This window comes from Tibeticola sediminis, from assembly GCF_003843835.1.
Classification (GTDB): Bacteria; Pseudomonadota; Gammaproteobacteria; order Burkholderiales; family Burkholderiaceae_C; genus Tibeticola; species Tibeticola sediminis.
In genome coordinates this window covers 25311-37568 of sequence record NZ_RKQL01000002.1, presented here as the reverse complement: position 1 = coordinate 37568, position 12258 = coordinate 25311, and the positions used below count along the sequence as shown (strand labels likewise).

Here is a 12258-nt window from a genome sequence, read left to right as displayed (position 1 = left end):
CCATGAATCTCAACGCTTTCGACGAGCAAAGACGTCGCTTCGTCAGCGTCGCCGATGCCACTTTTGCATTTCAAGGCCAACTGCAGCGCCGTCTGCGCGAGATCGACCGCAAGGCGCTCAACGCGCAGGTGCTGGTCAAACGCCACGGCAAGGACCTTGCCGGCTACGGCGTGGTCGCCCAGTCGTTCCGCGAGGGCGCGCAGCAGCTGCAGGCAGTCGCGCATGAAGTGCAGCAAGCCATCCACCCTTTGATGCTCGGGTTCATGGAAACCCTGAGGGCGAGCCAGCGGCTGACGCTGCTCGAGCGTCTGCCCGAAAACGTCCGTGCAGCGGCACCGCGGCTGGGGCTGCTGGCCTCGATGCGGCACGAGCAAATGGCGAGCCACGATGAGCAAAGCCGCCGCTCGGCCAGCCGGCTGCATCAGGCCCTGGGGCGCTTCGAGGCCGTCGTGGCCGAACTCGAATATGTCGTCGTCAACGGGCGCATCGAAGCCGCGCTCAAAGGCAGTGCGCAGGCGGCGTTGCAGCAGGTGTCGATGGACATGGACAAAGCGGTGATTCAGGTGCGCGAGTTGCTGCGTGCCTACCGCGAGCAAATCGACCGTGCCGTCCACTGACACGCCCCGCCCTCTTCTTTCACTTTGATCGGACCAGCCCCATGAAAGCCGAAAATTTTTACGCCGAAGCCGGCCGCGAATGGTTCATCGTGTATGACCAACAAGAGTCGCGCGTGATCGACTCGAACGTCTATGCCTGCCGCGTCGACGGCCACACGCTGCTGTGCGATCCGGGCGGCTTCGAGGTGTTCCCGCAGGTGTTCTCGGCGCTCGTGGACGTCTTGCCACCGTCGAGCATCGAAACCGCCTTCGTGAGCCATCAAGACCCCGATATTGCGTCAAGCCTGCCGCTGTGGAATGCCGTCAACCCCGACATCCATTGGCATGTCTCCGAGCTTTGGGTGGGCTTCATTCGGCACTACGGCGCTCTCGACGCGAAGATTTCCGGCATCCCCGACGAAGGTGGCGAGCTGGTCTTGGGATCGGCCCGTATGCAATTGATCCCGGCGCACTACCTGCATTCCTCGGCCAACTTCCACCTCTACGACCCCTGGGCCAAGGTCTTGTTCTCGGGCGACGTGGGCGCGGCCTTGCTGCCGAGCGGCCATGCGGCCTTCGTGGACCGCCGCAACCTGGAAAGACCCGAAGCCTTCGACCGGCACATCAAGCACGCGGAGTATTTCCACAAGCGCTGGATGCCGAGCAACGAGGCCAAGCGCGCCTGGTGCGAGCGCGTCTCGAAGCTCGACATCGACTTCCTGTGCCCGCAACACGGCGCGATCTACACCGGCGCCAACGTGCAGCGCTTTATCGACTGGTTCGACAGCCTCAAGGTTGGAAGCGCGCTCGCCTGAAGCCCCGAAGATCGCCACCGACCCTCCCCCGAAGCACCCGAAAACCAGGAGCCCTCCCGATGAGCACCCCCAGCAACACCGTCACCCCCGCTTGGATGCACGCCATCGAACAGCTGCTCGAACCCCTCGGCTCGCTCGAAATGCTGGCCGAAGCCGACGAGGCCATGGACAACCGCATTTTCTACATGAACCGCACGGCGCGCGACTTCATGATGCAGCACCACAGCGGACTCAACAGCATGTTGCGCGGCGCCGATGTGCGGCAGGCGTTCAACCATTCGATCCACCAGTTTCACAAGGATCCGGAGCGCATCCGCGTGATCCTCCGCGACCTCGCCTCCGGCAAGGTGGCGATGCATGAAACCGACATGACCGTCGGACCCGTCACGTTCAACCTGCGCTTTGCGCCCGTGCGCGACGAGGACGGTAAAGTGATCGCCTTCCATGCCTCTTGGACCGACAACACGGGGATCAAGCGGGCTCAGGATCTGATTCCGATCCTGAACGGCGCTATCGGTGCAATGGAGGGCTCGGCTCATTCAGTCGCGCGAGCCATTGACAAGGTCAATGACGCGGTCGAGAAGGTCGCCCACGTGGTTCAAGGCAATGCCGACGGCGTCGGTGCGCTGCTGCAGCAGTTGAAGTCCATTGGAACCTTGGTGCAGAACATTCGGGAGATTTCATACCAAACCAACCTGCTGGCGCTGAACGCCGCGATCGAAGCCGCCCGCGCCGGCGAGGCGGGGCGCGGCTTCGCGGTCGTGGCCGATGAGGTGCGCAACCTCGCGCGCCGCGTGCAAGACACGACGGGCCACATCGAAGCCGCCACCGAACAAATCGCCCAGCAAGCCAACGGCATCGACCAGACCAGCCGCACGGCCCAACGCGACATGTCGCAAATGAGCAGCGTCATCGCCTCGCTCGCGTCGACCATGCATGAAATGACGGTGACCTCGGCCAAAGCCCAACTGGAGATGGCTCAGCAGGCACATCTGGCCTTCATCGACCGCATCATCGCTGAGGGCCGCCGCAGCCCGCCCGCCATGCAGCCGCAGGAGGTGCCTGACCACCACCATTGCGCATTCGGCAAGTGGTACGACAGCACCGGACGCGAGCGCTTTGCGGGTCTGGCCGCGTTCCGTGCGGTCGAGAGCACCCATGCGCTGGTGCACCAGACCGCGCGCGAGTTGATTGCCGCAGCTCAAGCCGGGCAGCGCGAGCAGGCCCTGCATCTGGCGTCGACCTTGAGCACGCAGCGCGATGAGATTCTGAGCAAGCTGCAGGCGCTCAAACACGAGGTCGACGCACAGCAACGCGCTGGCTGAGCCCCAGCCGAGGACTGTGTACCGAGGAATGAAGTCATGAACACCGAAGCGATCGAAGCGGGCATGCAGGGCACCCAAGCCGAAGGGCTCTCCGGCTGGCCGCGCGTGGCCCCAGCCGAGCAGCCGCCCGCAGAGGCCGAAGGCTCGGGCGAAGCCGGCTTTCTCGAGCGGCTGCGCGCCGACCGAGAAGCGGTCTTGAGCGCCGTGCTGGACTGGTTCGAAGGCCGGGGCGACGGCGCGCTGCGCGCGATCGAGCTCGTCGATACCGAGCGCTGGCTCCGCGCGTTCGGGCAAGCCCGTGCCGCTTTGGTCGCAGGCGCCGACGCGAACCGCCGGGCGATGCGGCGCATTGCGTTTTCCGAGGCCCGCGTGGTGGGCTTCCAAAACGAGTTTTCCCGGCTGGCGTACCTCGTCACCGATACGGCGCGCGGGCTGCAGCAAGCCTCGTCCACCACGCAGTCGGCCGCGCAAGCGCTCGAGCGCCTGGGCGAACGCGCCCAGACGACCGCGGAGCGGATCGACCAAGGCGCACGCGCCTTGCTGGGCGTGCAGGAAGAAGTGCGCGACGTGCGCGGCTTCGTCGAGGCAACCCGCGGCAAGCTGACCGGCTTCGTCGGCTCGGTGCAAACGGTCGAGACACTCACCAGCGGCATTCAGGAGGTGGCGAACCAGACCAATTTGCTGGCGCTCAACGCCGCGATCGAAGCCGCCCGCGCTGGAGAAGCGGGCCGCGGCTTTGCGGTGGTGGCCGACGAGGTGCGCAACCTCGCGCGCAAGACGGCGCAGATCACGCGGCGCATCGAGGAACTGACGCTGACCATCCGCGACAACTCGGCCGACCTCGACACCGACATGGCACGCGCGGCGCAGCGCATGGAGCGTGTCGGGCATCTGGTGCGCGCCGTGCAGGACACCACGGACGCCGCGCGCCAAACCATGACCGAGGTGATCGAGGTCGCCAACGCCGAGCAAGCCGAAATGGCCGAGATCGTCGCCCACGCGCAGACCCAGGCGCGCAGCGCTGCCGAGGCGCAGACCATGCTGGGTGGACTGGAAGCGCAGTTTGGCTCGCTGCTGCAAACCGTCAACGACGCGCGCGCGGACCTCAAGACCGGCGCAGCAGCGATCGGTGCCTTCGGCGCGCCGGACCTGGCCCTGCGCGTGTCGCTGGCGATGCATTACGCCTGGATCGGCGAATTGCTGGCCGCGGCACAAAGCGGTCGGGTCGTGGACATGGATGTGTCGAACTTCCGCGCCTGCTATTTCGGCAAGTGGTATTACGGCCCGGCACAACACTACTTTGGCAGCCATGCAGGCTTTACCACGACCGAGTCGGTGCACCAGCGGGTGCACCGGATCGGCCAGTCGCTGGTGGAGGCGTTGCGCGCAGGCGACGCCGGGCGCATCACGAGCTTGGCGGCCGAACTCGAAGCCGCGAGCGACGCCATCACCGAACAACTCGAATCGCTCATGCGCGCCGTGAACTGAACCGAAGCGAACCGCGACGCCCCCTATTCCCCTGATTTCCACCGATGGAGTTTCCTATGTCTACCGTGCTTCAAGAAGTCGATGAGCGTTCCCGCCTCGCTGGCACCAACAAGTTCGAGCTGCTGCTGTTTCGTTTGGGCGCAGACCCGGGCGGGCGACGCGAGCTGTTTGGCATCAATGTGTTCAAGGTGCGCGAAGCGCTCGTCATGCCCCAGGTGACGGCGATGCCGGGCGCGCCCCAGCATGTGCTGGGGGTGGCCAATATCCGCGGCCAGATCGTGCCGGTGATCGATCTGCCTGCGCTGGTGGGCTGCACGCCCAAGGGGCTCAACATCCTGGTCGTGACCGAATACGAGCGCTCGGTGCAAGGCTTTGCGGTCGAGGATGTGGAGGAGATCGTGCGGCTCGAGTGGAGCCAGGTGCTCTCGGCCGAAGCCAACGCGGTCGGCGGCATGGTGACGAGCATCGCGCGGCTCGATGACGGCGACCAGACGCGGCTGGCGCTGGTGCTCGATGTCGAAAAAGTGTTGCGCGACGTGCTGCCATCCAGAGTGCAAGAGGTCAAGCCCGAGGCCGTGGGGCAGCGGCTGCAGATCAAGCCGGGCAGCGTCATTCTCGCCGCCGACGACTCGTTCGTCGCGCGCAGCCAGATCGAAAAAGTGCTGCAGGCGCTGCAGGCCCCCTACGTCATGACCAAAACCGGCAAGGAGGCCTGGGAGAAGCTGCAGGCGTTGGCGCATGACGCCAAGGCCGAAGGGAAGGATGTGCGCGACAAAGTGGCCGCGGTGCTGACCGACCTCGAGATGCCCGAGATGGACGGCTTCACGCTGACGCGCAAGATCAAGGAAGACGAGCGTTTCAAGGCGATTCCGGTCGTCGTGCACTCGTCGCTGACGGGCCAGGCCAACCAAGAGCATGCGCAGAAGGTGGGCGCCGAGGGTTTCGTCGGCAAATTCGTCGCCGAGGAATTGGGCGCAGCACTGCGCAAGGTGGTCTCGGGGGGCGAGCACTGAGAGCCGCCGCAAGCCCCAAACACGCCCCAAACACACACCAGGAGTACAGATCATGAAAACGGAGCGTCCCCAGAGCCTTGAAGCTTGGCTCCAACAGCGGCCGCTCGACCTTCGGCCCGAGGCCATTGCTGCCTTGCCGGCCGCAGAGCAGGAGTTGCTGGGCCTCCAGCGCAGCTTCACCGACAAGGTCACCGATGCCGCCACCGACGTGGGCTATACGCTGGCGCGGCTGCGGTTCAACACCAAGGCGACGATCGCCGAAACCCTGCGCCAGCGCCAGGCGCTCGTGGAGGCGTTGCGCGGGGTTGCCCAAACCTTGACCCAAACCGCGCAGAACATCGACCGGGTACAGATCGAAACCAACGCGGTCGAAAGCGACACCGACCGCATCGACCACCTGGCCAGCGAAGGCGCCCAACGCGGCGCGGCGATCCGGGCGAACTTCGAGACCCTGGTGCAGGCCAACGCGCGCAACCAGCGTGAAATCGAGGCGCTGCGGCAGCAGTTTTCGGGCATGGTGAAGGAGATGGCCGTCATACGCGAAATCGCGCAAAAGACGAATCTGCTCGCGCTCAACGCGAACATCGAAGCGGCGCGCGTGGGCGATGTCGGCCGCGGCTTTGCGGTGGTGGCCGAAGAAATCCGCAAACTCGCGCAGACCACCGAAAAGTCGGTGGTGTCGATCAACAGCGGCGTCGGGACCATCGACCAGCGGCTGACGCAGATTGCCGAAGCCACGCAGCGCTTCACGCAGGGGATGAGTTCCAGCGGCGAGGAGGTGCAGGTGATGTCGGAGCAGTTTGGCGAAATCGCCAGCGGTGTCCACGGCATTGCGCAGCGCATGCACGACGTGGCCGCGCGGCTCAACGCGGAAGCCACGCAACTGCGCGCGCTCGATGGAACCTTTGGTCAACTGACCGTCGAGCAAAAACGTCAGGCCGAGGCCGCCGAACAAGCCGGTCAGCGTACCGGCGAGGCGCTGGACGAAGCGCTCAACAAAGCGCAACGGATGTTCGAGGCGGCCACGATCTTCCGCACGCAGTCGCAGGTCAGCGCGGTCGTCGATGACGTGCTCGCCGCCCAAGCCGAGCTCACGGCGCGGCTGCAGCGGGCGCTCGATGAGGGTGAACTCAGTGAAGCCGACCTGTTCGACGAGGATTACCAGCCGGTTCCGAACACCAACCCGCAGAAATACCTGACCCGTTTCACCGCCTGGTTCAAACGCGAAATTCAACCGATCGAGGACCGCTATCTCGCCAAGTCCGATCAGTACCGTTACGTGTTGTTGGTCGACCGCAACGGCTATGCGCCGGCCCACAACAGCGTTTACGATCAACCCATGACCGGTGACCCCAAGCGCGACTTGCTGCACAGCCGATCGATGCGCATCTTCAACGACCCGGTAGGTGCGACCGCGGCGAAAAATCAGAGCGGTCTGCTGCTGCAGATTTACTCGCGCGACACGGGCGAGGTGATGCGGGAGTTGTCCGTCCCGATACACCTGCGCGGCCGCCACTGGGGGGCGCTGCGCTTTGCGTTCGTTTGACGGCGACGGCAAACGCACCGCCCGCGTGCGGTCATGATGGAAGCGGAGGATGTGCACGCATGACCGAGGAAACGCGTACCCGAGCCGGGTGGCTCGAGCGGCTGCGGCGGCTGTGGCCAGGCTCGGCTGCGGCCTCGGAAAATCCCCCGAGCTTGCCATCGCCCGCAGACGACCCGCGCCATGTACCGCTGCCGGTTTACGGCGATGCCCTCGCACGCAACGGCTTTGAAGCGCTCGCGCTTTGGGAAGCCGATGAAGCCGAGGCCCGGCAGATGCTGGCGCAGCGGCTGGCGGATGCGCGCCGGGGTGGGGCAGATTCGATCACGACCGCGCCACCCGGCCCTGCCGACTGCGCCTTCGGGCAATGGCTGGTTGCGCTGCGCCCCGAGGGGCATTTCGACCTGCTCGACGATTTGAAAATGTGGCACGACCACTGGCACCGCCTGCACCGCCAGATGGTCGGGGAGCTGGCACAGGGCCAAACCGGCGCGGCGGAAGACGCCCTGGGCAGCGCGCCGAGCCCATGGACCAACGCGGCGCGGCGCGTGCGCGGCTTGCTTGAAGCGCTGTGGCTGCAGCGGCCCATGCCGGCTTTGGAACTGCGCACCCCCGGGCGCACCCGATGGCTCGAAGCGCGGCTGCTGCGCGAGGCCGACGGCGGCGAACGCCTGACGGTCTCGGTGCGCCAGGAACTGCCTGTCGGCGCCCTCGTGATCGTGCGCGACACCCATCGGCCGGCTGCGCCTTCACGCCCGTACCGCGTCGATCACTGTCGGCCTGGGCAGCGGGGGCTGCTCGACCGGGGTGTTTACATCGCTTATCTCGTCGCCTGATTGCTCTTATTTTCAGAGCAACTGAGCGCCGATTCACGCCGGCAAACACCCAAAAATCCTTCAAAAACTTTTGAATCCCCCCTCGCACGGCCTTGCGGCAGGGTTGCGCGCAGGCAACGGCTCGAGCGAACCCAACACGCCACGGGTAGCCTCGGATGGTCACGAGACGCGGTGTGTGTAACACTATGCGTCGACTGTGCGACGCTGGCTCCGAGAGTGGGATGAGCCGGTGTTCTTGAGGCCCTATGCTCCACCCACGTCATGCTACTGAGCCGTCCTGCCGACGTTGACCCGACCAGCCGTCGCCTGTTGCGCGTGGTTCTGGCGGCCAACCTTGCGTTCGCCGCGGGGCTGCTCGCGCATCTGGCCTGGTCGTTCCAGGCGCACTGGCGCAGCCACCAAGGTCAACTCCGAAGCGAGACGGTTTTTCTGGCCGATGCCATGGATCAGCGCTGGGCGGCTTTGCGCAGCGCCTGCGACATGGCCATCCGACGGCTGCCGCGTCGCGCGGACGGACAGCTCGATCTCGACGCCGCCCGCGGCTGGCTGCCGCTGATCGGACAGCAACTGCCCTGGGCACGGCTGGAGTTGCTCCACGACATCGGTGGGCCGCCAAGTTCCACGGCGTCCGGGCTGGTGTTGCTGCCGACGGCCGTCGAAGGACCCGTGCCCGAAGCCTGGCAAACCCCCGTCCTCTGCCCTTTGCCACAGGCCGCCGGCGTGGCTGTGGTGTTTCAGGTGCCGCTGCATGCGATCCTGCGGCAATTGGCCCGGGCGGGTGACGACGGCACCGGGGTGCCGCCCATCATGGGTGTCGTCCGGGCCGATGGCCACGTGCTCGCGCGGGTGCCGGCCCCACCGAACGCGGCCGTTTTGTATGCGCGACCCGCCCAGGGCATCCTCGCGCGCACGCTGGTGGCTCAACCGCAAACGGAGGGTGGTGTCATTCGCGGCTGGGTCGAATCCGCGAACGCCGAGTTTGTCATTGCATGGCGTCGGGTCGCCGACGGCTCTGTCGCGGTGTTCGTGAGCCAACCGGTGCGCCAGATCCTGCTGACCTGGCTGCCCGACCTGGCAACCAAGCTTGCCATCTGGCTGCTGCTGATCGGCGTTCAAGTCATGGCGTGGCGGCAGTTCCAGCAGATCCAGAACCGCCAGCGGGCCCTGTTGCGGCTGCGCACCGCGCTGGCGCAACTGAGCCAGCAAAGCGCGCAGGCGAGCGACGCCGATCGTCTGTTTCAACAAGCCTGCGCCCTTGCCGTGCAAGACGCGGGTTTTGCCGCGGCGGCGGTGCTGCGGCTGGAGGCGGAATCCGGGCGCGCCCAGGTGCTTGCAGCCGATGGGCCGCTACCCGGTGCGGGCGTGCAGGTGACCGTCGCCGATTGGGTCCGCAGTGGCGGCGGGCCCGGCGCGCTGGCTTTCGCGGCACCGGGTGCCCCCCCTCTGGTCGTGCCTGCGGCTCCCGCAGCCGCCAGCGCCGCCGCGCTGCACTGGGCCGCCGTGGATATCGACGGGACCGAGGAACCGGGGCTGGTGCTGCTGCTCGGGCAGAGCGCGCCCTACACGCCGGAGGCACACGACGAGTTGCCGCGCTTTGGCCGCGAGCTGCATCGCGGCCTACAGCGCTTGCGGCTGCTCGCCGATGAGCGCAGCGCCCATGAACGGCTCGAACGCAGCCATGAACTGCTGCGGGTCATTCTGGCCGAAATCGACACCCTGATTGGCGCGCGCAGCGAAGCCGAGGTCTTGCAATCGGCCTGCACCCGGCTGCTCGAAACCGGCTTGTTCGTGGCAGCCTGGGTGGCCCAGCCCGAGGCGAGCGGGGCGCTACGCTTCATCACCGCCGCGGGAGACGCCGCCAGCACGGAAGCCGCTCTCGAGCCTCTGCGGCTCGGAACCACGGCCGCTTTGGCCCAGGCTTGGGAGACGCAGAAGTTGGTTCGCGCCGCCACGACCGATACCGTTCTGCTCGAGCCGTGGTTGCCATATGGCGTGCCCGGCTGGCAGATGGAAGCGCTGGTCCTGCCGCTGCGGCGCGCCGGAGCGCCGTGGGCGTTGATGGGCCTCGTGGCGCTGAACGGCGAGGACGTCGACACAGCGATGCTGCCCATGCTCGAGCGTGTGGCCGAACTGATCGCGCGGGCGCTCGACGAACTCGACCTCAAACACGCCCTCGAATCGGAGCGGACGCGGCAGGCCCATCTGGCCCGGCATGACGCCTTGACGGGTCTGCCCAACCGCCTCGCACTCGAGCAGGAATTGCCCCTGGCGCTGGCCCGAGCACGCCGACACGAGACGCTGGCCGTAGTCGGGCTGATGGACCTCGACGACTTCAAGCCGGTCAACGACCAGTGGGGCCACGCCGCCGGCGACGTTTTACTGCAACAGCTGGCCCAGCGGCTGCGCGCCGCGGTGCGTGAAACCGACTTCGTGGCGCGGCTGGGTGGTGATGAATTCGTCGTGGTTTTCGAAGATGTGCAGCGCGACGAGGACATCGAGCCGCTGCTCACGCGGCTGCACGGGGTGGTCGAGGCACCCTTCGTGCTCGACGGCTCGATCACGGTCTCGGTCGGGATGAGCCTGGGCTTCACGGTCTATCCCGACGACGAGGTCGAAGCCCATGAATTGATGCGACACGCGGACACGGCGCTCTATGCCAGCAAAGCGCACAAAGCGGACCGCACACGCTGGTGGGTGCGGTGGCACTCGGGCACCGAAGCCGAGCGCGACGGGGAAGCGCAAGCCGACGCCGACGTCGGCAACGCGTACGGCCCGGCGGCGCAACGCGTGCTCGCGCCATTGGGGGACGAGTTCGAGCGCTGGGCGCCGGAACTGGCCGACGTCTTGATCGCGCACGCACAAAGCATTGCCGCTTTGGCACCGTTGTTCGATGGGCTGGGTCCGACGTCACGGGCGCAGCACCGAGCGCTGCTGGCGACGCACATCGGGCTGGTGCTGCGGCCAGATCTGCTCGAAGCCGAGCATCGCCAGGCGGCCGAACGCTTCGGAGCGGGGCACACGCTCGCGTCGGTGCCGATCCGGGCCCATCTGGGGCAAATTTTCGCCCTCGAAGAAGCGATCGCTGAACGCGTCTCAGGCTGTCCGCTGCGCGGCAGCGAACGCCGCCGCATCGTCGACATCATCCATCGGCGCCTGGCGGTCGAACTCGAAGCCCAAAGCGACGGCGCGCATGAGTTGCAAAGCCGCTATCTGGCGACGCTCGACATCCTCGAAGATCGCCTGGCAGCCAGCCTGCATTGGGCCGACGCGGTGCGTGCCACGCTCGCAACCTTGATGGAACTGCCGGGCATGCGTGCCGGCGTGCTCTACAAGCCGGACGCCACCGGCGCGTTCGTCCCTGAATTCACGGCGGGTACCTTCGATGACTACGTCCGTGCCTGGCAGGCGCTCGGGCGCGCCGGCGTCTCCTTGCAGCCCGACAGCCCCTTTGGTCGTTCGCCCCATCCGCGCTGCTGGCACAGCGAGCACATCGAAACCAATGCCAGCTACGACACCGACCCGCGCATGGCCGTCTGGCGCGACGCCGCGCATTCGGTCGGCATCTACAGCTCGGCCGCGGTGCCCGTCAAAGACAACCACGGCCATATGCTCGCGGTGCTGGGGGTTTATGGTGCCTTGCCGGCCATGTTCGAGTCCCCGTGGATGCAGCGCTTTCTGCGCAGCGTCGCGCTGGTGCTCGAGCGCGCGGCTGCGCGCCGGGCGTCCACGGGCCCGCAGGTGCTTTCGGCCGACGAACGACGGCGGCTGCGCGCGCGTCTGGTCGATGGCGGTTTGGAAATGCACGCGCAACCCATCCTCGACTTCCAGAGCGGCACGGTGCGGGGCGTGGAGATGCTCGCGCGGCTGCGCACCGAGCAAGGCGAGCTGCTCGCGCCGGGGCAATTCCTGCCGTGGTTTGGCACCAGCGAGCTCACGCGGCTCTTCACCCTCGGTCTCGAGCAAACGCTGCACTGGCTGCAGCTGTGGCGCCGCGAAACCGGTGCCGACTTGTATGCCTCGCTGAACCTGCCGCTCGAGGTGCTGCTGCAGCCCGACTGCGCGCGCTGGGTACAGGCGGCGCTGGAGCGTAGCGGCATCGAACCGCATCGGCTGCATCTGGAGCTGCTCGAAACCAGCGACTTCGACGACGAGGCGCGGCGCGATGCCGCGGTCGAATCGCTCGCCGCGCTCGGCGTGCATTTGGTGCTCGATGATCTCGGCAGTGGCTATTCGAGCCTGCTGCGGCTGCGGTCGCTGCCCTTCGACATCGTCAAGATCGACCAGGGCCTGATCCACGAGGCCCAGGCCGACCCGGTGCGCATGGTTCGCTTCATCGGCGCTCTGGTCGAGCTGGCGCATGCCTTGGGCAAGAGCGCGGTGGTCGAAGGTCTGGAAACCGCAGACCTGATCGCCATGTCGGCCGCCCTCGGCGCCGACGCCGGGCAGGGCTATGCGATCGCGCGGCCCATGCCCGCCAGCAAGCTGGCCGCCTGGATCGAACAATGGGGCGCCACGGTATTTCATACTTCCACCGCCGACGCAACGAACCCGATCGTCGCGCACAGCCGTGCCTGGTCCCGGCAAAGGCACGCGCGGGCGGAGGGGACGGATGTGGCGAGCCTGTTCATGGAGGCCAACTGAC

At 66.7% G+C, this 12258-nt stretch carries 8 protein-coding genes and 1 pseudogene; all 9 read left to right on the top strand.

All coding sequences use genetic code 11. The annotated features are described in order from the left end of the window. Positions 1-2 precede the first annotated feature (2 nt). The 9 genes and pseudogenes from EDC62_RS05070 (at position 3) to EDC62_RS05035 (ending at position 12257) form a co-directional block, all read left to right on the top strand. On the top strand, positions 3-617 hold the full coding sequence (locus tag EDC62_RS05070) for a chemotaxis protein (RefSeq protein ID WP_124221234.1): 615 nt from the start codon (positions 3-5) through the stop codon (positions 615-617). 41 nt (positions 618-658) lie between these two features. Then, positions 659-1411, top strand: a complete 753-nt coding sequence (locus EDC62_RS05065) for an oxygen-binding di-iron domain-containing protein (protein WP_124221232.1) — start codon at positions 659-661, stop codon at positions 1409-1411. Positions 1412-1470: 59 nt separating this feature from the next. Next, positions 1471-2316: pseudogene (locus EDC62_RS13215) on the top strand (methyl-accepting chemotaxis protein); the annotation flags it as partial. Beyond that, positions 2302-2736: a CZB domain-containing protein gene (locus tag EDC62_RS13275; protein ID WP_425469960.1), complete on the top strand. Its 435-nt coding sequence runs from the start codon at positions 2302-2304 to the stop codon at positions 2734-2736. The pseudogene EDC62_RS13215 and the gene EDC62_RS13275, both read left to right, overlap by 15 nt. 36 nt (positions 2737-2772) lie before the next feature. After that, on the top strand, positions 2773-4224 hold the full coding sequence (locus tag EDC62_RS05055) for a methyl-accepting chemotaxis protein (RefSeq protein WP_124221228.1): 1452 nt from the start codon (positions 2773-2775) through the stop codon (positions 4222-4224). Between the two features lie 56 nt (positions 4225-4280). After that, positions 4281-5237 (top strand): chemotaxis protein, encoded by a 957-nt coding sequence (locus tag EDC62_RS05050; protein WP_124221226.1) that lies wholly within the window; start codon positions 4281-4283, stop codon positions 5235-5237. Between the two features lie 52 nt (positions 5238-5289). Next, positions 5290-6783, top strand: a complete 1494-nt coding sequence (locus EDC62_RS05045) for a methyl-accepting chemotaxis protein (protein WP_170159014.1) — start codon at positions 5290-5292, stop codon at positions 6781-6783. Positions 6784-6842: 59 nt separating this feature from the next. Beyond that, positions 6843-7616: a hypothetical protein gene (locus EDC62_RS05040; RefSeq protein WP_124221222.1), complete on the top strand. Its 774-nt coding sequence runs from the start codon at positions 6843-6845 to the stop codon at positions 7614-7616. Positions 7617-7877: 261 nt separating this feature from the next. Beyond that, positions 7878-12257, top strand: a complete 4380-nt coding sequence (locus EDC62_RS05035) for an EAL domain-containing protein (protein WP_124221220.1) — start codon at positions 7878-7880, stop codon at positions 12255-12257. Position 12258 lies beyond the last annotated feature (1 nt).